The organism is Rhodococcus sp. BH5, from assembly GCF_027583855.1.
In the GTDB taxonomy this organism is placed as follows: domain Bacteria; phylum Actinomycetota; class Actinomycetes; order Mycobacteriales; family Mycobacteriaceae; genus Rhodococcus_F; species Rhodococcus_F qingshengii.
The window spans coordinates 227,759-249,499 of the sequence record NZ_JAJHVW010000001.1 but is presented as its reverse complement, the minus strand read 5'-3'; the positions used below and the strand labels follow the sequence as shown (position 1 = coordinate 249,499).

The following is a 21,741-nucleotide window of genomic DNA, read 5'->3' as shown; positions in this document are numbered from 1 at the left end:
CCGGAGTGCTCACCTCAGAAACGGCGCGCGCATCAACGTCTTTCGGACGTGCCACGGTGACGATCGGAACAGGGTTGCCATCACCTTCGCCGTCGCGGACGCGTCCCGCCGATCGGACAGGTAGGACCGCTGAGCCTCGACCGGTAGATCGAAGAACGTGTCGAAGAATGTCGCGACCTCTCTCGAGCCGAGGGTGAGAAGTGCGTTCAGGCCAACGCGGCGAAGGGCATACACCGCCTTGGCCGACCGCGGCCAGAGCGCCGCGTTGGGATCTCCACCGTCGGCGATTGCTTTGGCGACAGCGTCTGCCTCGGCGAGTGACGAGGCAACGCTGTATCCGGTTCCCGGATGCATCAGACCGCCTCGCCCGCCGAAACGGAGTACACCGTCGGGGAACGACTCCTTCGGGCCTTCGACTGCAAAACGGACCCGCTCTACCGGTGCGTCGTCGGGGACTTCGCAGCCCCGATTGTGAAGTCGGGTGCGCAGACGCGCTTCGAGTTCGCGGAGCCCCAACGCCGGCCGGCCGACGAGGCAGGTCTCTTCGAGGAGAACTCGCTCGTCATCGAGTGGGACCGCATAGAGAAACGACGGAGTGTCGGCGTCGGAGGCGCCGTTGTCTGTTCGCCAGTCCATGAACCAGGCTTCGCCACCACCCAGAATCGGATCGGCCAGAGCGCGGTCGACGATCACTCCGAAGGCGGTCTGCTGGGCGGTTGTCACCGTCAGTTCGGTACCCCGGGCGTCGATGACGACGGAACCTGTCAGCTGCGATCCGTCCACGCACAGGACGGCGGTAGGGGACAGTGTTTGAGCACGCAAGGCTCTGAACTGTACGGATGTGCCCGAGAGAAATGATTGCAGTAAAGATGTATTCAATACGCAATATGCGCGGTCAAGCGTTTTCTGTCTGCGGGTCCACACGCTCGGGCGTTCGATCCGGCTTGCGATCACATCGACCGGCAGCCACGACGGCAGCTCGTCAGCCCACGCCGAATAGGTCGGCGTCCACACCCGATGGGGATGCGGATCGACAACGACGACGGTGAGTTGCCGGGCGATACAGCGGGTGGCGAGTGCCCGCCCGGCCGGGCCGCCACCGACGATCACCACGTCGGCGGAGGAGTTGTCTGTGCTCACGACTGGCGCACTACATCGATCCCGTTGCGAGCAGACCGCCGTCGACCCGGACCGTTTCGCCCGTGATCCACGCCGCCGCGTCGGAGACGAGGAAGCCGACCAAGCCGGCAACGTCCTCGGGGGTGCCGAGCCGCTTCATCGGGTAGCCCGCCGACGCCTTGTCCTCGCCGGCAGCGACCAGGGCTGCCGCGAACTGCGTCTTGACGATCCCGGGAGCTACGGCGTTGACACGAATCTTCGGTCCCAGTTGCCAGGCCAGTTCTTCCGTCAGGCGGATGAGCGCAGCCTTCGACGCGCCGTACGCGGCGATGACGCCCGTCGACCGGATCCCGGCCACACTTGCCAGGTTCACGACGGCTCCACCGTGTTCGCCCATCCATGCCCGATGTGCTTGTTGGACGTACCCGAGGGCGGCAACCACATTCACGTCGAAGATCTTGCGCACGGCGTCGAGGTCCGCTTCCATGAGCGAACCGAAGACGGGGTTGATTCCGGTGTTGTTGACCAGAATGTCGAGTGAACCGAATTCGGACACGGCGCGGTCGACGGCACCGGAGCGGGCTTCGGCATCGGCTGCGTTGCCCGCGAATGCGACGACCTTTCCGCCGTGCCCCAGAGCGGACAGCTCGGATGCGGCGGCATCGAGGGGCTCCGGCTTGCGGGCTGTGATCAAGACGTCGGCACCGCGAGCGAGGAGTTCGGCGGCGACAGCTTTGCCGATTCCGCGACTTGCGCCGGTGACGATGGCGGCACGGCCTTCGAGGTCGCGAGGACGAGTGCTGTTTTCGCTAGTCATGTCCCGAACGTTAGCGGACTCACACGCTGCTGGTCGGAACGACCGTCAGGTCACGGTAAAATCGATAGTTCTTGTGTCTGTAGTCAGGCATTGTTTACCCGTATTCGTCGTTTTTCCTGAGGAGTTTGCTTGATTACCGCCACTGACCTCGAAGTTCGTGCCGGTGTCCGCACCCTTCTCACGGCTCCCGGGCCTTCGTTGCGCATCCAGCCGGGCGACCGGATCGGACTCGTCGGACGTAACGGAGCCGGAAAGACGACCACACTGCGCATCCTCGCCGGCGAAGGTGAGGCATATGCGGGAAGCGTCGTACGTACCGGTGAACTCGGATACCTCCCGCAGGACCCCAAAGAGGGCGACCTGAGCGTCCTCGCCAAGGACCGGGTTCTCTCCGCACGTGGCCTCGACACGATGCTCCGCGAGATGGAGAAGCAGCAGATTCTTATGGGCGAGGTGCTCGATCAGGAATCGCAGGACCGCGCGGTCAAGAAGTACGGCCAGCTCGAGGATCGGTTCTCGGCCCTCGGCGGATACGAAGCCGAGAGTGAAGCTGCACGCATCACCAGCAGCCTCGGTCTCGAAGACCGCATTCTCGGGCAGCCGCTCAGCACGCTGTCCGGCGGTCAGCGTCGTCGCGTCGAATTGGCGCGCATCCTCTTCGCCGCCTCCGACGGCAGCGGTGCCCGCTCGGACACGACTCTGCTGCTCGACGAGCCCACCAACCACCTCGACGCCGACTCCATCACCTGGCTGCGTGGCTTCCTCCAGAACCACGAGGGTGGACTGGTGGTCATCAGCCACGACGTCGACCTGCTCAACGACGTCGTCAACCGCGTGTGGTTCCTCGACGCCGTCCGCGGTGAGGCCGACGTCTACAACATGAACTGGAAGAAGTACCTCGACGCTCGTGCCACGGACGAGCAGCGTCGTCGCCGCGAGCGCGCCAATGCCGAGAAGAAGGCCGGTGCGCTGCGGATTCAGGCCGCCAAGATGGGCGCAAAGGCAACCAAGGCCGTCGCGGCTCAGAACATGGCCAAGCGAGCCGACAAGTTGATGGCGAACCTCGATGCCGAACGTGTCTCGGACAAGGTTGCGCGGATTCGTTTCCCCGAACCCGCCGCTTGTGGCAAGACTCCGCTGATGGGCAAGAACCTCACCAAGGTGTACGGCTCGCTCGAGATCTTCACCGGTGTCGATCTCGCGATCGATCGTGGGTCTCGTGTGGTTATCCTCGGACTCAACGGTGCAGGTAAGACCACGCTGCTCCGCATCCTCGCGGGCGCGGAGAAGGCGGACGCTGGTGAGCTGATCGCCGGTCACGGACTCAAGGTCGGCTACTTCGCTCAGGAGCACGACACCCTCGACGACGACGCGTCCGTGTGGGAGAACATCCGCCACGCCGCGCCGGACACAGGGGAGCAGGAACTGCGTTCGCTGCTCGGTGCCTTCATGTTCACCGGCCCGCAGCTCGAACAGCCGGCCGGAACGCTCTCGGGTGGTGAAAAGACGCGTTTGGCTCTGGCCGGTCTGGTGTCTTCGGCTGCCAACGTTCTGCTTCTCGACGAGCCCACCAACAACCTGGACCCGATCTCACGCGAGCAGGTGCTCGACGCGCTCCGCAGCTACACCGGTGCCGTCGTCCTGGTCACCCACGATCCGGGCGCTGCCGAGGCCCTCAACCCCGAGCGAGTCATCCTCCTGCCCGACGGCAACGAGGACCACTGGTCGCAGGAATACCTCGAGCTGATCCAGCTCGCCTAAACCCCTGTGCGCCTTTTTGGTAGTGGGAACTACCAAAAAGGCGCACAGGGGCGAAGCCCCTCAGTCTCTCCGCCGCACCGATTCCTCGACCAGATCGAGAACCGCTGACAGGTTGTCGACGCCGTGGCCGGAGGCGATTCTCGCGACCAGGCCGTCCATCACCAGATCCAGATACCCGATCAGAATTTCGGTGGGGACGTCGTCACGGAGTCTGCCTGCCGATTTCTGTCTGGCGAGACGCGCACTGGTCGCTTCCGTCAGTTCTACGGAGCGCTGCGACCACTTCTCGCGGAAATCGGCGTCGTTGCGCAGTCGACGCGCTATCTCCAGTCGCGTTCCCAGCCAATCGAATTGGTCGGGCTGCGCGAGCATGTCCCGCATGACCTGGACGAGGCCCTCTTCGGCGACGACATCTGCCATCCGGCTCGCATCCTCGCTTGCGAGAGCGAGGAACAGGCCGTCCTTGTCCTTGAAGTGATGGAAGATCGCTCCGCGGGACAAACCGGTGACTTCTTCGAGACGGCGAACTGTGGCGCCGTCGTAGCCGTATTCCGCAAAGCAGCGGCGGGCGCCGTCAAGGATCTGACTGCGCCGTGCCGCGAGATGGTCTTCACTGACCTTGGGCACGGGCATCCCTCCTTTGTCGGGTTGCCTGTGAGCACTTTCGGCCGTAGGCGCTGAATGTCGACTCAGTGCACAAAGCGCTCACGACCACCGATGAAACCTGGTTCGCCTTCCGGCGAAAGTGGTCGTGAGCGCTTTGTGACCCGTCAGGGGCCGAAAGTGCTCACAGGCACGTAGTGCCTACTAGCCCCGGATCATGTTGCGAAGCACGTACTGCAGGATGCCGCCGTTGCGGTAGTAATCCGCTTCGCCGGGGGTATCGATGCGTACGACTGCGTCGAACACGACCTTCTCGCCGTTCTCGCGCGTCGCCGTGACCTTCATGGTCTTCGGGGTGACGCCCTCGTTGAGCTTCTCGACACCTTCGATGTCGAAGGTCTCGGTGCCGTCGAGCTTGAGCGAACCTGCGGACTCGCCGACCGGGAACTGCAGCGGGACAACGCCCATGCCGATCAGGTTGGAGCGGTGGATGCGCTCGAACGACTCGGTGATGACGGCCTTGACGCCGAGCAGGCTCGTGCCCTTGGCTGCCCAGTCACGCGAGGATCCGGAGCCGTACTCCTTGCCGCCCAGGACGACCAGCGGGATGCCGGCTGCCTGGTAGTTCTGCGACGCGTCGTAGATGAATGCCTGCGGTGCGCCTTCCTGCGTGAAGTCGCGGGTGTAACCACCCGAGACGTCGTCGAGGAGCTGGTTGCGCAGACGGATGTTCGCGAACGTTCCGCGAATCATGACCTCGTGGTTACCGCGACGCGAGCCGAGCGAGTTGTAATCCGCACGCTCGACGCCATGGGAGTCGAGGTACTGCGCAGCGGGGGTACCGACCTTGATCGGACCTGCCGGGCTGATGTGGTCGGTGGTGACCGAGTCGCCGAGCAGTGCGAGGACGCGAGCGCCCTTGATGTCCTTGACCGGAGCCGGATCCATCGTCATGCCGTCGAAGTAAGGTGGCTTCCGCACGTAGGTGGAGTTCTCGTCCCACTCGAAGGTGTCACCCTTCGGGGTTTCGAGGTTCTGCCAGCGGCTGTCGCCCGCAAAGATGGTTGCGTACGACTTGCGGAACATGTCCTGGTCGATCGAGGACTTGATGGTCTCTTCGATTTCCTGCGTGGACGGCCAGATGTCCTTGAGGTAGACGGGGTTTCCGTCGGTGTCGTTACCGAGCGAATCGGTCTCGAAGTCGAAGTCCATGGTTCCGGCGAGGCCGTAGGCAATCACGAGCGGCGGGGAAGCCAGGTAGTTCATCTTGACGTCGGGGGAGATACGTCCCTCGAAGTTACGGTTACCCGAGAGCACCGCGGTGACCGAGAGGTCGTTGTCGTTGATGGCCTTCGAGACTGCCTCGGGCAGCGGTCCGGTGTTACCGATGCACGTGGTGCAGCCGTAACCGCCGAGGTAGTAACCGAGCTTCTCGAGGTACGGCCACAGGCCGGCCTTCTCGTAGTAATCGGTGACGACCTGCGAACCGGGAGCCATGTTGGTCTTGACCCACGGCTTGGTGGCGAGGCCCTTTTCGACGGCGTTGCGTGCGAGCAGTGCAGCACCGAGCATGACCGACGGGTTGGACGTGTTGGTGCAGGAGGTGATACCTGCAACAACGACGGCGCCGTGGTCGAGAACGAACTCACCGGCGTCGGACTTGACGACGACCGGCTTGCTCGGACGGCCTTCTGCACCGTTGGCAGCAGAGAGAACGTCGACCGCTCCGTCGTCGGCAAACGACAGAACCGCGGGATCGGAAGCCGGGAAGGACTCTTCGACGGCCTCGTCGAGCTGGGTGTGCTCGGTCGGGTGGTTCTCTTCCACGTAGTTGTGGATGTCCTTGCGGAACGCAGTCTTGGACTCCGACAACAGGATTCGGTCCTGCGGGCGCTTCGGGCCGGCGATCGAGGGAACAACGGTTCCCAGATCCAGCTCGATGTACTCCGAGAAGACGGGTTCCTTGTCGGGGTTGTGCCACAGGCCCTGTTCCTTGGCGTACGCCTCGACGAGAGCGAGCTGCTCGTCGCTGCGGCCGGTGAGGCGCAGGTATTCGATGGTCTCGGCGTCGATCGGGAAGATCGCTGCGGTGGAACCGAATTCGGGGCTCATGTTGCCCAGCGTCGCGCGGTTCGCGAGCGGAACCTCGGCAACACCGTTGCCGTAGAACTCGACGAACTTGCCGACGACGCCGTGCTTACGGAGCATCTCGGTGGCGGTGAGCACGACGTCGGTTGCGGTGACGCCGGGCTTGATCTCACCGGAGAGCTTGAAGCCGACGACGCGGGGGATCAGCATGGAGACGGGCTGGCCGAGCATTGCTGCCTCGGCCTCGATGCCGCCGACGCCCCAGCCGAGCACGCCGAGGCCGTTGACCATCGTGGTGTGCGAGTCGGTGCCGACACAGGTGTCGGGGTATGCCTGTCCGTTACGCGACATGACGGTGGGTGCCAGGTACTCGATGTTGACCTGGTGAACGATGCCCATTCCCGGGGGGACGACCTTGAAGTCGTCGAATGCGCCCTGGCCCCAACGGAGGAACTGGTAACGCTCGCCGTTGCGCTCGTATTCGAGGTCGACGTTGCGCTCGAGTGCGTCGGCCTGGCCGAAGACGTCGAGGATGACCGAGTGGTCGATGACCATGTCGGCGGGGGAGAGCGGGTTGACCTTGTTCGGGTCGCCGCCGAGGGTGGTGACGGCCTCACGCATGGTGGCGAGGTCGACGATGCAAGGAACGCCGGTGAAGTCCTGCATGATCACGCGGGCAGGCGTGAACTGGATTTCGATGCTCGGCTCGGCTGAGGGATCCCAGCTTGCGATTGCGCGGATGTGATCCGCGGTGATGTTGGCGCCGTCTTCGGTGCGGAGAAGGTTCTCGGCGAGAACCTTCAAGGAATAGGGCAATTTCTCGGTGCCGGGGACGGCCGAGAGGCGGAAGATCTCGTAAGAGTTCTCACCGACCTCGAGGGTTCCCTTGGCTCCGAATGAATCGATACTGGTGCTCACGTCTGCTCCACTCGTCTATGAGGGTCGCTACCGACGGGGCTGTGTCGGCAGCTGAAGCGAGGTACTTCGGCCGGGAAGATCCTCCGTAGCTCACGCCAATCGCACAGTTCGCGTGAGAACTGTCCGAACATCGGAGCTGCAGTAGAACCTGTCCTGATCGGTGGTACCTCTTGGTCCAAGTCTAACAGTACGCTTGTCCTGTGAGAATTCAGGGCAAGTTGACCGAAACAATCTTCATGCAGACTGCGGGCCTGCGCAACGCAGGCTTGGCTGGGTGACCGCACCCACAGCTACCGCTCGGGCGGCACGCGCGGCGGTTGTGTGTGACGCCTGGTGGCAGTCGACCTGAAGTAGGGTGCATGCAGGCCCGTCGCGGGTCGGCCGCCGAAAAACGACCTCGGAAGAACTCCCCGCATCTCAGCGGTGGACGGAATCCGAACAGCACCCGGATGAGAGATGTCTGCTCCTACAAATCACGCTTTTGCGCCTGTGCACGTGAAGTCCCCGTTGCACGTCGCTGTTCCGTCGGACGTCGATCTCGACGACGTGCTCGCGGACATTTCGACGGACGGCGTCTCCGCCCCCGCGGATGATGTTGCGGGGCTGACCGCGGTGGTGACCGACGCTCGTGAACGTGGTGTCGACTTGAGCGTCGTAGTGGTCGACGCAAATCCGGGCCGGCCGTCCGATCTTCGAGACCTGGCCACGACGGTCGGCAAAACAGAAGGCGGAACGGTTCTCGTTCTGAGCCCTGACTGGATGGGTAGCTACAGCGATTCGATCAGTCGAGTGCAGCTCGAAACTGCACAGGACCGATCTTTCGGAGTAAGCGCAAGCGTGACCGCGGACCGCTTCTCGCACGAGATCGTGGCGCCAGGTCCGCCGTGGACGCTTTACACGGTCCTTGTCATCGCAGTGGTGGCGGTTATTGCCGGAATTACCTTTGCCGTCAAGTGGCGGCGAGATCCAGAAAACGCGCAAAACGGACATATCGCTTCGACTTCGGAAACGCCAGCACCATCCGACCACCGGGCCGATTCCGTCTGACCTTGGTCCTTTTGCGAGATTTTCAGTAACTCGTCGAAAACAGGTACTCACCGCTGTTTGCGGTGAGTACCTGCCCTTTTTGGCTCCTGCATGCCATTCGACCAGCTCAAATACCGTTTGTGTTATTTGTGGCTAAAGTTTCCAAAGAACGCTTGAGTGTCGTACGGTACAACTGGCACTTTTTGGGGAAGAAGTGTCGCAGACAGGCTGATGTTGTTCGACGCGTACTTGTCGGTTGCCTTGTTCTCGAGGTGCCGACGGTGGCGTTCGTACGGCACGTCCAGGTCGACGAGCAGCTCTCGGGCTGTGGGCGACCGGTGCTTGGTCTGCGCATTCCCTCCCCGCACGGATCGGCGACCCAGCGGGCCGTGGCGTTACACGCGAGGGAGAGTTATTTGTGAGGCAAGTAACACGTGGCGGCGAGTCCCGTCGTGGTCCTTCCCGTAAATCGATGCGCCTGGCGCAACTGGTCATCGGATTCGGCGTCGTCGGATCCCTGATCGTCGGGACGCCGGCCATGTCCTCGGCCGTACCGCCACCGCCGCCGAATCCGAGTGACTCGGATATCGCCGCGGCAGATTCGCAGGTCTCGTCGAGCGTCGGCACAGTCAGCGCGCTAATCAATCAAGTCGCATCGGCAAACGAACAGTTGTCGGCACTCGACAACGAAGTTGCGATCAAGCGTGAAGACGTCAACAAGACTCTCGTGGATCTGCAGAACGCTCGCGGCGCCGCAGACTCCGCAGCGCAGGCCGTCGGAGTCACGAAACAAGCTCTGAAGGACGCGTCGGCGCAGATCGAGGTCGCTCAGACGGACTTCGACAAGTACGCACGCTCGAGCTACGTCAAGGGCACCAATACTGCGTCGATCTCGTCGTTCCTCGACGCCAAGGGTCCCGGCGACGTTCTCGACCGCGCCCAGGTCCTCAAGCTTCTCGCCAATACGCAGAGTGCAGTGCTCGACGGTCTCCAGCGAGCACGTACCGAGCAGGCGAACAAGGATTCCGCGACCCGCCAGGCCAAGCAGCAGGCCGATGCCGCCGCCGAGGTCGCCGCGCAGCTGAAGGATCTGGCGGAGCAGGCGATTCAGATCGCGCGCAACGCTCTCGATCAGCAGGTAGCCAAGAAGGCCGCGATCGAAGCCGAGCGCAACTCTGCCCAGGCTCAGCTCGACGCCGCCCGCAACGCCGTCGCCGGCTTGCAGGGTCAACGCCAGGCATACGCGACCTGGGACGAACAGCGCCGCGCCGAGGAAGCTCATCAGAAGGCTCTCGAAGCCGCTGCCAAGGAAGCGGCCGCTCAGGCCGCCGCCCGTGCCGCTGCCGACCAGGCAGCCAAGGATCGAGCTGCCGCATTGGCAGCAGCCCAGCGTCCGCACACCGCGGTCGAAGACCCGACTCCGACCGTCATCCCGGACGACGACGACACCTGGACTGACGAAGAAACAGGGACCGACGAGGAAACAGGCACGGACGAAGAGACCGGCACCGACGAGGAAACGGTCACGACGCCCAAGCCCACCACCCCGAAGCCGACGACGCCGAAACCCACCACTCCGAAGCCTTCCGTCACCGGAAGCGCTGCAATCGAATCCGTCATCGACCGCGGAATGTCTCAGCTAGGCGTGCAGTATGCCTGGGGCGGCGGCGACGAGAACGGTCCGACGCGAGGCATCCGTGACGGCGGCGTCGCTGACAGTTACGGCGACTTCAACAAGGTCGGGTTCGACTGCTCCGGCTTGATGATTTATGCCTTTGCCGGCATCGGGATCTCGCTGCCGCACTACACCGGCTATCAGTACACCGCAGGCACTCAGGTTCCGTCTTCGGAGATGAAGCGCGGCGACATGATCTTCTACGGCCCCAACGCCAGCCAACACGTGGCGCTCTACCTCGGTAACGGTCAGATGCTCGAGGCACCACAATCCGGTTCGAGTGTCATGGTCTCACCGGTTCGGTGGGGCGGAATGACGCCGTACGCCGTCCGACTGGTGTCCTGACCGTCAGAGGAAATGCCGCTGACACCCGCATTGTCAGGGAAGTATCAAGTTCCCGACGTGGTGTTACGGCATCGAGCGCAACTACCTGGAATAGTTGACGGGGAACACGTTACTGTCGGTACTTTTCTAGGTGAAAGCGATGGATTCTTGGTGACCTCACGTGAAGATTCGGTCGGAACGGTCGACGTAAGCAAGGCGAGTGGAAGTGCGGACGGAGCAGCACCTTCCCTGGCAGCCGACGTTCAGACCTTGGAACGAGCGATTTACGAGGTCAAGCGAGTCATCGTCGGGCAGGACCGGCTTGTCGAGCGCATTCTCGTCGGACTTCTCGCCAAGGGGCACGTCCTCCTCGAAGGCGTACCCGGTGTCGCCAAGACGCTGGCCGTCGAGACTTTCGCGAAGGTCGTCGGCGGTTCGTTCTCCCGCGTCCAGTTCACCCCGGACCTGGTGCCCACCGACCTGATCGGCACGCGCATCTACCGTCAGGGCCGCGAGGAGTTCGACACCGAACTCGGCCCCGTCGTCGCCAACTTCGTGTTGGCCGACGAGATCAACCGTGCCCCGGCCAAGGTGCAGTCCGCGCTCCTCGAGGTGATGGCAGAACGCCACGTCTCGATCGGTGGCAAGCGGTACCACATGCCCGATCCGTTCCTGGTGATGGCGACGCAGAACCCCATCGAGAACGAGGGCGTCTACCCGCTCCCCGAAGCGCAGCGCGACCGCTTCCTGTTCAAGATCCTCGTCGATTACCCGACAGTGGAGGAAGAACGCGAAATCGTCTACCGGATGGGCGTGGCAGCGCCGGAGCCGCACCAGATCCTCGGTCCGGAGGAGTTGGTCAGGCTCCAACGCGTCGCCAGCAACGTCTTCGTTCACCACGCGCTCGTCGATTACGTTGTCCGGGTCATCGCCGCCACGCGTACGCCGCGTGAGGTCGGACTCGAGGACGTCGCCGGCTGGATCGCGTACGGCGCCTCACCCCGCGCGACGCTCGGCATCATCGCCGCGTCGCGGGCCCTCGCTCTCGTCCGCGGGCGCGACTACGTAGTGCCGCAGGACGTCATCGAGGTGATCCCGGACGTGTTGCGTCACCGTCTCGTTCTTTCCTACGACGCCATGGCCGACGAGGTGACTCCCGACGCCGTCATCGCCCGGGTGCTGCAGACCGTCGGACTGCCGCAGATCGCCGCGCGGCCGGTTCCTACCGTTCCCGGACCGCCCCAGCAGGGCGCACCGCAAGCACCGCAGTTCAACGCACCGGGCACAGCTAATCCGCAGGGCACAGCTAATCCGCAGGGCAACGGCGCGCCGATCGCGACCGCTGAGACGATGAGTCGCCCGCAGTGACCGAAGGCCGCGACGGTGGCCAGGCGACACCCGCCGGATCCACCGGTTCTCCGCCGTCGTTCCGATCCGGCGAGCTCAGCGACCCCAAACTCACCGCTGCGCTGCGCACCCTCGAGCTGACGGTTCGCCGTCGCCTCGACGGTGTGCTGCACGGCGATCATCTCGGCCTGATTCCCGGTCCGGGTTCGGAGCCGGGAGATGCCCGCGAGTATCAGCCGGGCGACGACGTGCGGCAGATGGACTGGTCCGTCACCGCACGGACGACGCACCCACACGTGCGTCAGTCGGTCGCAGATCGTGAGCTCGAGACGTGGCTCGTCATCGACTTGTCCGCAAGTCTCGACTTCGGGACCGCCGGATGCGAGAAGCGCGACCTGGTCGTCGCCGCAGCCGCGGCGATCACTCACCTGACCAGTTCGGGCGGTAACCGCGTCGGCGCCATCATCTCGACCGGCGCACAGACAACTCGAATTCCGGCCCGCGGTGGGCGAATTCACGCACAGGCGATGCTCCGCAAGATCGCGACGACTCCGCACGCGCCGGACGGGGTACGCGGTGATCTGGTCGGCGCGATCGAAGCGCTCAGACGCCCACAGCGTCGGCGCGGACTCGCGGTGGTCATCAGTGACTTCCTGGGACCGATCGACTGGGAACGCTCGCTGCGCGCCATTTCAGGACGGCACGACGTGCTCGGTGTCGAAGTGGTCGATCCGCGAGACCTCGAACTGCCCGACGTGGGCGACGTGGTGCTCCACGATCCCGAGTCCGGCCGGACCAGAGAATTCACCACGACGCCGCAATTGCGCGCCGACTTCGCCAGAGTCGCCGCCGAGCACCGCGTCGAGGTCAGGCAAGCTCTACGTCGTTGCGGCGCACCGCTCATGTCCCTGCACACCGATCGGGACTGGATTGCCGACGTCGTGAGATTCATCTCGGCACGCCGACACAGTTATGGTGCCGGCGCCGGAACTGGGGGCGTTCGTTCGTGAGTCTTTCTCAATTCACCGCACCGTGGTGGCTGCTGTTCCTCGCTGTCATCGCCGCGTTGGTGGTCGGTTACGTACTCGTGCAGAAGCAGCGGGCCAAGCACACACTTCGGTTCACGAACTTCGCGCTACTGGAGAAGGTCGCGCCTTCGCGGCCCGGGCGGTGGCGTCATATTCCAGCGATTCTGATGGTCGTCGCGTTGGTGTTCTTCACCGTCGCCCTTGCCGGTCCGACGGCAGACAAGAAGGTCCCGCGAAACCGTGCCACGGTGATCCTCGTGATCGACGTGTCGCTGTCGATGCAGGCCACCGACGTCGAGCCGACGCGATTGGCAGCAGCGCAGGAAGCGGCCAAGTCGTTCGCCGACGGTCTGACTCCCGGCATCAACCTCGGGTTGGTCGCATTTGCCGGGACCGCTTCGGTTCTGGTGTCGCCCACCACGAATCGTGACGCGACGAAGGTCGCCATCGACAACCTCAAGCTCAGTGAGCGAACGGCGACGGGCGAAGCGATCTTCACCTCGTTGCAGTCGATCGACACGCTGTCGGCTGTTCTCGGCGGCAGCGATCAGGCGCCACCGGCGCGCATCGTGTTGCTGTCCGACGGTAAGCAGACCGTTCCCGAAAACTCGGACGATCCGCGGGGCGGATTCACCGCTGCCCGTCAGGCCAAGGACAAGGGCGTTCCGATCTCGACCATTTCCTTCGGAACGACATACGGGCGAGTCGAGATCGAAGGAGACCGAATCCCCGTCCCGGTCGACGACGCGTCATTGAAGGAGATCGCCAACCTTTCCGGCGGAAGTTTCTTCACGGCATCGAGCCTCGAAGAACTGCGCCAGGTGTACGACACGCTCGAAGAGCAGATCGGTTTCGAGACGACACGAGGCGATGCGAGTCGACCGTGGTTGGTCCTCGGCGTCGTGTTCGCGACCGCTGGTCTGACGATTGCCCTGGTACGCAGGCAGCGTCTGCCCTGATCGAGAGCAGTTCCGAATTGTCCAAATACCGCTGGTACGCGGCCCGCAGAGAATTGATAGGTTGATCGCCATGTCTACCCCTCCCACGACAGTGGTTTCCGAACGGACCGTCACCACACCTCGCTCGGTGCTCGTCACCGGCGGTAACCGCGGAATCGGCTTGGCCGTCGCTCAGCGGCTCGCCGCAGACGGCCACAAGGTAGCCGTCACGCACCGCGGTTCCGGTGTCCCCGAAGGGTTGTTCGGCGTCGTGTGCGACGTCACCGACACCGAGTCGATCGACCGTGCATTCAAAGAGGTCGAAGCGCACCAGGGGCCGGTCGAGGTCATCGTCGCCAATGCCGGCGTCACCGACGACACACTGATCATGCGAATGAGCGAAGAGCAGTTCACGAGCGTCGTCGACGCGAACCTCACCGGTACGTTCCGCCTCTCGAAGCGTGCGACCCGGTCGATGCTGCGCGCGCGTTTCGGACGGTTCATCTTCCTCGGCTCTGTGGTGGGTCTGGCAGGACAAGCCGGCCAGGTCAACTACGCAGCGTCCAAAGCAGGCATCGTCGGTATCGCTCGTTCCCTGACAAGGGAACTCGGCTCACGTTCGATCACCGCCAACGTCGTCGCTCCCGGGTTCATCGAGACCGACATGACGGCAGCACTGGGCGACGACGTCAAGGACAAGGCCACCGAGTTCATCCCGTTGCAGCGGACCGGAAAGCCGGAAGATGTTGCAGCAGTTGTCAGTTTCCTCGCCTCCGACGATTCGGCCTACGTCTCGGGTGCGGTCATCCCCGTCGACGGCGGACTCGGCATGGGGCACTGACCCGCTTTTCGCACACACACCTTTCTCGTACGTCTGAAATCAGGAGGACATCTCATGGGCGGCTTGCTCGAGGGTAAGACCATTCTTGTCACCGGCATCATCACCGATTCGTCGATCGCGTTCCACGTGGCCAAGGTCGCGCAGGAGCAGGGCGCAAAGGTACTGATCACCGGATTCGATCGTCTGCGCCTCATCGACCGCATCGCCCAGCGCCTGCCGCAGCCCGTGCCGCCGGCAATCTCGCTCAACGTCCAGAGCTCGGAGGATCTCGCCTCTCTCGCCGAGCGTGTGCGCGAGCTGGCTCCCGAGGGTATCGACGGCGTCGTCCACTCGATCGGCTTCGCTCCCCGCTCCTGCCTGGGAAGCCCGTTCATGGACGCGCCGTGGGAAGACGTGGCGGTCGCACTCGAGGTGTCCGCATACTCGTACAGCGCACTGGCCAAGGCCTTGCTGCCGGTGCTCAACGACAACGCGTCCATCGTCGGTATGGACTTCGATCCGGCGCGCGCGATGCCGTTCTACAACTGGATGGGTGTCTCCAAGGCGACCCTCGAGGCCGTCAATCGGTACGTGGCCAAAGAGGTCGGCGTCCGCGGCATCCGCTCGAACCTGGTGTCCTCCGGCCCGATCAAGACCTTGGCCGCCAAGGCCATTGCCGGTGACAGCACCGGTCCGGGCGCGGAGTTGGACAAGCTGAACACCGCATGGGACGGTGCTGCGCCCATCGGCTGGGACGTCGACGATCGCGAGCCGGTCGCCAAAACGGTCTGCACCGTTCTCTCGGATTGGTTGCCCGGCACGACCGCGTCGATCATCTACGTCGACGGCGGCTTCCACGCGATGGTCGGCTAGTAGCACCCCTTCTACTACGCAGGTGAGTACCCGGGTGACTCCCGCCGAACGGCATCGCGCAAGATTGAACTCATGACCGTAAGTATGGACATGCAGTTCGATGCTCTTCTCGTTTTGTCGTTCGGCGGTCCCGAAAAACCCGAAGACGTACGGCCGTTCCTCGAAAACGTCACGCGCGGTAGGGGAGTGCCACCGGAGCGGCTCGACGCTGTCGTCGAGCACTACATGCATTTCGGTGGAGTTTCGCCCATCAACGCGCTCAACCGAGACCTGATCGAACGGGTCGAAGGTGAGCTGGCAGCAGCCGGCGTGGATTTGCCCGTGTACTTCGGCAACCGCAACTGGCACCCGATGGTCGAAGACACCGTTGCCAAGATGCGCGAGGACGGTGTCCGCAACGCCGCCGTGTTCGCCACGTCGGCGTGGGGTGGTTACTCCGGATGTCGGCAGTACCACGAGGACATCGCCCGTGCCCGTGAGGCGGTCGGTGACGGCGCACCGACGCTGACAAAACTTCGCCAGTACTACGACCATCCGCTCGTCGTCGGCGCGTTCGCCGACGGTGTGCGCGCAGCCCGCGCAGAGTTGCCCGAAGCGACTCGCGATACTGCGCGCCTGGTGTTCACCGCGCATTCGGTACCGAGTGCCGCAGACCGCAATGCAGGGCCGCCGGCAGAGGGCGGAAACCTCTACAGTCGACAGGTCGCCGAGGCCGCGAAGTTGGTTGCCGAGGCCGTCGGCGTCGAGGATTTCGATCTGGTGTGGCAGTCGCGATCAGGCCCGCCGCAGGTTCCGTGGCTGGACCCCGACATCTGTGATCACCTGGATACGTTGTCCGCCAAGGATGTTCGCGCCGTGATCGTGTGCCCCGTCGGTTTCGTCTCCGATCACCTCGAAGTGGTGTGGGACCTGGACACCGAGGCCAAGGACAAGGCAGCCGAACTCGGGATGGATTTCGTTCGGGCAGCAACGCCCGGCCGCGATCAGCGTTTCGCGCAGCTGGTGCCCACGCTCGTTCGGGAACTGGCCGAGGCCGAGCAGCCACTGCGACTGGGGGTCGAGCCGCTGCTCGGCTCGACGACCAACGGTCTCTCGTGTGCGGTCAATTGCTGCGCGGCCGTTCAGCGTCCCCGCTGACGGTCCGACGCTCAGGTGTTCGGATGCTTGAGCTTTCCGCAGGGCCCGGGAACGGTGGACGTGCTGCGCGAGGTGAGGAGCGTCTCGACGATCTGTCGATCCTCGGGGCTCAGTGACGGGTCGATGTAGTTGAGTTCGGGCGCGCCCAGTTCGCGGACTCGCCCGGCGAGGGTCGCGACAAACGAGACGCGTTCTTCGTCGTCGTCGTTGACGTCGTGGATCTGCAGCACCGACACCGGAAACTTGCGCAGCGTCACAGGCAGGAAGCGGGCGCCGAGCACATGGTCGACGTTGAATCCCGCCCACTGCCCCTGGTTGGCCTCCACGCATTCGGCGTCGGAGTGAATTGCGCTCTCGCCGATGTACTTACGTGCGGGCAGCATCTTCTTGGGTGCAAGTTCGGATGCGCCCTGCTGAAGGACGGGAAAGTCGCCGTCCGAGTACAACCAGGGCTGGTTGGCCATCTTGATCAACCGACCGGCGTCCAGATCCGGGAGATAGCGAGACTTGAGGAGAAACGCGACGCTGTCGACCGAGATGCCCAGCAGTTCTGCGGCCTTCTGTCGGCTCATCGCGAACGTCGGGGCATTCTTCGGGGCGATCTGGATCAAATTGACCATGCGAACTCCTGTAAGTGTTCAATTGTTGCGGGTTTGGTACAGCTGACATGACAATTCGCCGATTATCAACCTCTAGCTGATTTCCGACTTGTAGATGAGTCGGTTGTCACCATCCGAGTTCACGCAACCGGGGATCTCCGATCCCGAAGTGGTGGCCGATTTCGTGGATCACTGTTCGGCGAACTTGCTCGATCACCTCGTCTTCGGTGCTGCAGATCGCACAGATGGCCCTGCGGTAGATCGTGATGCGGTCGGGAAGGACGCCGGCGTACGTGGTGGTTCTCTTGGTCAGTGGGATGCCCTGATACAGCCCGAGTAGCCCCGGTCGTCCACCTTCGAGTTGAACGGTCACTGCGACATTGGCCATCTCCGCACCCAATTTCGGTGGCAGGCTGTCGAGCGCCCGCTTGACCATGTCCTCGAACTGGCTGTCGTCCACGTCGATCATTTGCCCATTGTGCGTGCGGGGGCGGGATCCGGGTGTGTCCATGTGGAAACAGTGCAGCTTACGGCTATGTTCATTGCGTGGCCGAAGACCTCTATCACCGTTACGAATTCACATTCATCGTTCAGATGCTGACAGTCTCGCAAGAGCAGGCGATCGAAGAGAGCTTGGGCGGAAGGGTCGAGGACCGACGCGGGCTGCAGCTGCTGACGCTCACCTCGGAAGGTATGCGAGCGGCGACAACGGCTATCACCGTGGTGGACCAGTTGGTGGCTGCAGGCGTGCGTCCCCAGCGGACACATCCCGATCTGGTGTCACGTCAGGACATTGCCGACCGTGCGGGGGTGACGCGGCAAGCTGTCGGGCAGTGGGTGCGAGGGGTCCGGCAGGCGGCTACGCCTTTCCCGATTCCGTACAACTCGGTTGCCGGGGGGATCTGGTTCTGGGGCGACGTCCTGGATTGGTTGCGCCGTCAGGGGTACAGCCAGGACACCGGTTTGCGCTACCCGACGCTGGATGAACATATTCGCATCGACCGCCATATCGCGATCAATCACAAGACTGTGGGTTGATCGATCAAACGGTTTGCTTGAAAATAGCTATTGAAACAAACCGACGGTAGGTATAAAGTCCCTAAATACCTCAATCAATCTATCGGTGCGTCGGTCCTGCTCTGGGGGGAGTCTGGCCTGCGCTGCAGATACCCGAGCATGCGAGCAGGAATTCATGGTTTCGACCCCCGAAGTACGACCGATGCCCAAATCGGCCGCGCTCACGACTTCTGTGGCTATTTCCAGCGATGGAGCAACGGCGAAGCTACGTGAAGGTGTATCGGGCAGGGGCCGTCTGCGAGCGGCGACGGCGGCGCTGTTCCGGCGCTCACGCCCACGTATGACCTTCGCGCCACCGTTGAGCGTGCTTCTTCTCGTCACCTCCGACAACGGTCTCTCGCAGCGGGCCGGTCTTGTTCTTCGCGAGGCGGGACACCAAGTCCGTACAGCCGTCGTCGCCGACGCGGACGCAGTGCTGGCCGCGACTTCTTCGGGAGATTTTGACCTCGTCATCTGCCCGTTTTTGAAAGCCTATGTCCCGGAATCTGTTTGGCAGCGGTGGACAACGATCATCATCCATCCCGGCCCGCCCGGAGATCGCGGGCCGTCGTCGCTGGACTGGGCGATAACGGATGGCGAACCGATCTGGGGTGTCACGGCATTGCAGGCCGCTGAGGAACTCGACGCCGGGCCGGTGTGGGCCTGGCGGACGTTCGAACTCCGGAACGGGGCAACCAAATCCTCGGTATACAACGAGGAAGTCACCGACGCGGCGATGGAGTGCATTACGGAGGTCGTCGAACATTTCCGTACTCCTGACTTCCAGGCGATCCCATCGGACCGAGTTGCGCGGCCCGTGGCATCGGCCCGATCGAGGCCCAGCATGAAACAGGCCGATCGCGTTTTCAGCTGGGAGGAAGACGCGTCGAGCATCGTCCGCGCCGTCAACGCCGCCGACGGGTTTCCCGGCGTCGCCGTTCAGTTGGGGCTCGACCGGGTCTACGTCTACGACCCTCACCTCGATACCCACGTCGATGCAGCGCCCGGCACCATCGTCGAGTACTTCCACCAGGCAATACGTGTTGCCACCGGTGCGGGCTCCGTATGGATCGGACATGCGCGGCTCGTCGGCGCCGGCAATGTCAAACTTCCGTCGACCGCGGTCGTACGTCCGGACGTGTTCGTTCCACAGGTCTGGGAGAGTCGTTACCCCGAGACCGACTATCACCGCGACGGCGAAATCGGATATCTCTCGTTCCGCTTCTACAACGGTGCGATGAGTACGAAGCAATGCGCGCGACTGGCCTCCAGGCTCCGCTGGGCGATCACGCAGGACACCAAGATCCTTGTCCTCACGGGTGACTTCGACAGATTCAGCAACGGTATCCACCTCAACGTCATCGAGGCCGCGTCGGATCAAGCCGGGGAAGCGTGGGCCAACATCAAAGCCATCAACGAGATCGCGAAAGCGATCGTCACCTGTACGGAACAGGTTGTGGTGGCGGCATTCACAGGCAACGCCGGTGCCGGCGGGGTCATGCTCCCGCTTGGAGCCGACGTAGTCGTGGCCAGGGACGGTGTGGTTCTCAATCCTCATTACGCCACGATGGGCCTGTTCGGCTCGGAACTGCACACGTACACACTTCCGGCTCGGGTCGGCGAGCAGCAGGCCCGCAGTCTGCTGGCCGAGTGCAGTGCGATAGGCATCCGTCGAGCCTTGGACATCGGACTTGTCGACGCGATCGGCCCCAGGCGGCCGGATCTGTTCGAGGCGTGGTTGCGCGAGGTCGCCACCGACTTGCTCGAAGGAGATCGGCTGGAATCGATGCTGGAGCGCAAACGTCTTCGACTGGAACGTGATCCGGTGGAGCCCTACGAGGAGCGTGAGCTCGAAGAGATGAAGATCGACATGTTCGGTGACCGCAACGGGTTTGCCGAGAAACGCCGGAACTTCGTGCTCAAGCTCTGATCGACACGCTGTTCGCCGACGCGACACGGGCAGTGCGAACAACGTCCCACAGTCGTCGCAGCAGGTCGTCACGCCTCTGCGCAGTGGACACGCTCGGGGCCTGGTTGGTCGATACCGACGCAGCCACGGTGAGAATGGCTGCCACGTTGTCGGCTGTGTCGATCACCTGTAGATGGCGAGGTGACAGTGTCGACGGCCAGCGGTGTCCGGCCTGTGCCTGCAGGGCTTCGGCGACCAGCGTACGAGCGTCGTTTCCAGGCATTCCGGTGGCTACGGCCGGAAGCCCGCCGAGCACCTCGGCTGCGTCCCGAACAGCTTGGCGCAGTTCGTATTCGGCTTCGCGGAGTCCGATCGATTCGGCGCTGCCCGCCACAGTGGGAATGGAGAAGACCGTCCATCGCAGGACGTCCGGGCCTTCCTTCGACGGCACGAGTCCGACTCCGGGCTTGCCGACGGCGCCGATCTGTATCCCTTCACCCGTTGCGATCGCAGCGCGCGCGAACTCGGTCCCGGTGGGCAGACCACGTACATCACCGGCCGTAGGAAGGACCAGGCGGACCTCGGCAGCCTCCGAGCGCGCGATTCTGAGCAGGGTGGGCACACCGGAAGCCGTGACTCCCGGCCATTCGAGATCGTGGCGGACCGCGGTTTCCGCATCGGCGGCGCCGATCAGGTGCATCGGTGCCCACGCGGCAAGGGCGTCGATGACGTCGTCCGGCGCAGCGTCGCCGGCGAGCCATGACGCTGCCCACACGGTGAGGGTTGCGCTGGGAGAACTCATGACCGTGAAGTTTAGTTCGGCGTGGCGACATGCGCGGCCCCGGCGTTGTGACCTAGCGTGATCCGGCGTGAGCGGTGGCAACGGATACGGTGACATTTTTGCGGGTCATACCCGCAAACAGAAGCGCGTGACGCCTGAAGTGGCGGCCGAGCGTGATCTTGTCGTCGAGGATGCGGCGACGGGATTCTGCGGTGCGGTAGTCGGTTTCGAGCGCACGTACGACGGCGATTTCGTGCGGCTCGAGGACGGTCGTTCCCGGACGCGGTTGTTCGCGATGCGCGAGGCGGCCTTCCTCATCGACGGCTCACCGGTCACCCTCGTACGCCCGGCCCCCAAGCCCGTGTCCACCAGACCCGCACGGTCGGCTTCGGGTTCGACGCGAGTCGAAGGCTTACGCGCCCGCACGGCACTGCCCAGCCGGATCTGGGTGGAGGGAGTACACGATGCTGCCCTCGTCGAGCGGGTGTGGGGTCACGATCTTCGCGTCGAAGGTGTTGTCGTCGAACATCTCGAAGGACTCGACAATCTGGGGGAGCGGCTTGCCGAATTCGGGCCTGGTCCCGGCCGCCGCGTCGGGGTCCTGGTCGACCACCTGGTCACCGGTTCCAAGGAAACCCAACTGACTCAGGGCCTCGGCCCGGACGTGTTGGTGACCGGGCACCCGTACATCGACGTGTGGGAGGCCGTTCGTCCCAAATCTGTCGGAATCGCCTCCTGGCCGAAGATTCCACGCGGCGAGGATTGGAAGACGGGAATCTGCCGCGAACTGGGCTGGGGGACACCTCAGGAGGGCTGGCGGCGGGTCTACAACTCGGTCGAGAGCTTCCGCGATCTGGAAGCTCCTTTGATCGGTGCAGTCGAACAACTTGTCGATTTCGTTACCGAGCCGAACTGACGTAGC

At 63.5% G+C, this 21,741-nt stretch carries 19 protein-coding genes; 12 read left to right on the top strand and 7 right to left on the bottom strand.

The genetic code is table 11. The annotated features are described in order from the left end of the window. Positions 1 to 9 precede the first annotated feature (9 nt). Positions 10 to 1,140: a lycopene cyclase family protein gene (locus RhoBH5_RS01035; RefSeq protein WP_270007858.1), complete on the bottom strand. Its 1,131-nt coding sequence runs from the start codon at positions 1,138 to 1,140 to the stop codon at positions 10 to 12. A 10-nt stretch (positions 1,141 to 1,150) separates the two neighbouring features. Beyond that, positions 1,151 to 1,936: an SDR family oxidoreductase gene (locus tag RhoBH5_RS01030; protein ID WP_218695031.1), complete on the bottom strand. Its 786-nt coding sequence runs from the start codon at positions 1,934 to 1,936 to the stop codon at positions 1,151 to 1,153. A gap of 129 nt (positions 1,937 to 2,065) precedes the next feature. Between RhoBH5_RS01030 and RhoBH5_RS01025 the strand changes: the two genes are divergently transcribed. Further along, the gene (locus tag RhoBH5_RS01025; protein ID WP_003944932.1) at positions 2,066 to 3,697 is read left to right on the top strand and encodes an ABC-F family ATP-binding cassette domain-containing protein; all 1,632 of its coding nucleotides are present in this window, start codon (positions 2,066 to 2,068) and stop codon (positions 3,695 to 3,697) included. A 60-nt stretch (positions 3,698 to 3,757) separates the two neighbouring features. On the opposite strand, the gene RhoBH5_RS01020 is transcribed toward RhoBH5_RS01025, so the two are convergent. Then, complete coding sequence (locus RhoBH5_RS01020; protein ID WP_003944970.1) at positions 3,758 to 4,324, bottom strand: TetR/AcrR family transcriptional regulator; 567 nt, start codon at positions 4,322 to 4,324, stop codon at positions 3,758 to 3,760. A gap of 180 nt (positions 4,325 to 4,504) precedes the next feature. Further along, positions 4,505 to 7,306, bottom strand: a complete 2,802-nt coding sequence (gene acnA / locus RhoBH5_RS01015) for an aconitate hydratase AcnA (RefSeq protein ID WP_007727883.1) — start codon at positions 7,304 to 7,306, stop codon at positions 4,505 to 4,507. Positions 7,307 to 7,762: 456 nt separating this feature from the next. Here acnA and RhoBH5_RS01010 point away from each other — a divergent pair, with 456 nt between their 5' ends. The 8 genes from RhoBH5_RS01010 to RhoBH5_RS00975 all read left to right on the top strand — a co-directional run bounded on the left by RhoBH5_RS01010 (position 7,763) and on the right by RhoBH5_RS00975 (position 16,474). Then, positions 7,763 to 8,353: an Rv1476 family membrane protein gene (locus tag RhoBH5_RS01010; protein ID WP_270007857.1), complete on the top strand. Its 591-nt coding sequence runs from the start codon at positions 7,763 to 7,765 to the stop codon at positions 8,351 to 8,353. Positions 8,354 to 8,804: 451 nt separating this feature from the next. Further along, entirely contained in the window at positions 8,805 to 10,352 is a 1,548-nt protein-coding gene (locus RhoBH5_RS01005) for an NlpC/P60 family protein (protein ID WP_003944866.1), read from the top strand. A 150-nt stretch (positions 10,353 to 10,502) separates the two neighbouring features. After that, positions 10,503 to 11,699 carry an AAA family ATPase gene (locus RhoBH5_RS01000; protein WP_003944917.1) on the top strand — a complete coding sequence of 399 codons (1,197 nt, stop codon included), beginning with the start codon at positions 10,503 to 10,505 and terminating at the stop codon, positions 11,697 to 11,699. Further along, positions 11,696 to 12,688 carry a DUF58 domain-containing protein gene (locus RhoBH5_RS00995; protein WP_003944991.1) on the top strand — a complete coding sequence of 331 codons (993 nt, stop codon included), beginning with the start codon at positions 11,696 to 11,698 and terminating at the stop codon, positions 12,686 to 12,688. Before RhoBH5_RS01000 ends, RhoBH5_RS00995 begins: the two co-directional genes overlap by 4 nt. Next, positions 12,685 to 13,665: a VWA domain-containing protein gene (locus RhoBH5_RS00990; protein WP_019748426.1), complete on the top strand. Its 981-nt coding sequence runs from the start codon at positions 12,685 to 12,687 to the stop codon at positions 13,663 to 13,665. The genes RhoBH5_RS00995 and RhoBH5_RS00990 overlap by 4 nt, the downstream gene beginning before the upstream one ends. 70 nt (positions 13,666 to 13,735) lie before the next feature. Then, positions 13,736 to 14,485, top strand: coding sequence for a 3-oxoacyl-ACP reductase FabG1 (gene fabG1 / locus RhoBH5_RS00985; protein WP_007727875.1), 750 nt, complete (start codon positions 13,736 to 13,738; stop codon positions 14,483 to 14,485). Positions 14,486 to 14,539: 54 nt separating this feature from the next. After that, entirely contained in the window at positions 14,540 to 15,337 is a 798-nt protein-coding gene (gene inhA / locus RhoBH5_RS00980) for an NADH-dependent enoyl-ACP reductase InhA (protein WP_003944803.1), read from the top strand. An 84-nt stretch (positions 15,338 to 15,421) separates the two neighbouring features. After that, positions 15,422 to 16,474, top strand: a complete 1,053-nt coding sequence (locus tag RhoBH5_RS00975) for a ferrochelatase (RefSeq protein ID WP_007727874.1) — start codon at positions 15,422 to 15,424, stop codon at positions 16,472 to 16,474. A gap of 11 nt (positions 16,475 to 16,485) precedes the next feature. Here the strand turns inward: RhoBH5_RS00975 and RhoBH5_RS00970 are convergent, their stop codons facing one another. Next, positions 16,486 to 17,094 carry a transcriptional regulator gene (locus RhoBH5_RS00970; protein WP_007727873.1) on the bottom strand — a complete coding sequence of 203 codons (609 nt, stop codon included), beginning with the start codon at positions 17,092 to 17,094 and terminating at the stop codon, positions 16,486 to 16,488. A gap of 106 nt (positions 17,095 to 17,200) precedes the next feature. Then, positions 17,201 to 17,542 carry a metallopeptidase family protein gene (locus RhoBH5_RS00965; protein ID WP_003944783.1) on the bottom strand — a complete coding sequence of 114 codons (342 nt, stop codon included), beginning with the start codon at positions 17,540 to 17,542 and terminating at the stop codon, positions 17,201 to 17,203. Positions 17,543 to 17,619: 77 nt separating this feature from the next. Here RhoBH5_RS00965 and RhoBH5_RS00960 point away from each other — a divergent pair, with 77 nt between their 5' ends. Beyond that, positions 17,620 to 18,111 (top strand): hypothetical protein, encoded by a 492-nt coding sequence (locus tag RhoBH5_RS00960; RefSeq protein ID WP_003944993.1) that lies wholly within the window; start codon positions 17,620 to 17,622, stop codon positions 18,109 to 18,111. Between the two features lie 154 nt (positions 18,112 to 18,265). Next, positions 18,266 to 20,059, top strand: coding sequence for an enoyl-CoA hydratase-related protein (locus RhoBH5_RS00955; RefSeq protein WP_270007856.1), 1,794 nt, complete (start codon positions 18,266 to 18,268; stop codon positions 20,057 to 20,059). On the opposite strand, the gene RhoBH5_RS00950 is transcribed toward RhoBH5_RS00955, so the two are convergent. Then, the gene (locus tag RhoBH5_RS00950; protein WP_007727857.1) at positions 20,049 to 20,840 is read right to left on the bottom strand and encodes a hypothetical protein; all 792 of its coding nucleotides are present in this window, start codon (positions 20,838 to 20,840) and stop codon (positions 20,049 to 20,051) included. The genes RhoBH5_RS00955 and RhoBH5_RS00950 overlap by 11 nt on opposite strands. A 67-nt stretch (positions 20,841 to 20,907) precedes the next feature. Here RhoBH5_RS00950 and RhoBH5_RS00945 point away from each other — a divergent pair, with 67 nt between their 5' ends. Beyond that, positions 20,908 to 21,735 (top strand): DUF3097 domain-containing protein, encoded by an 828-nt coding sequence (locus tag RhoBH5_RS00945; protein WP_042449128.1) that lies wholly within the window; start codon positions 20,908 to 20,910, stop codon positions 21,733 to 21,735. Positions 21,736 to 21,741 lie beyond the last annotated feature (6 nt).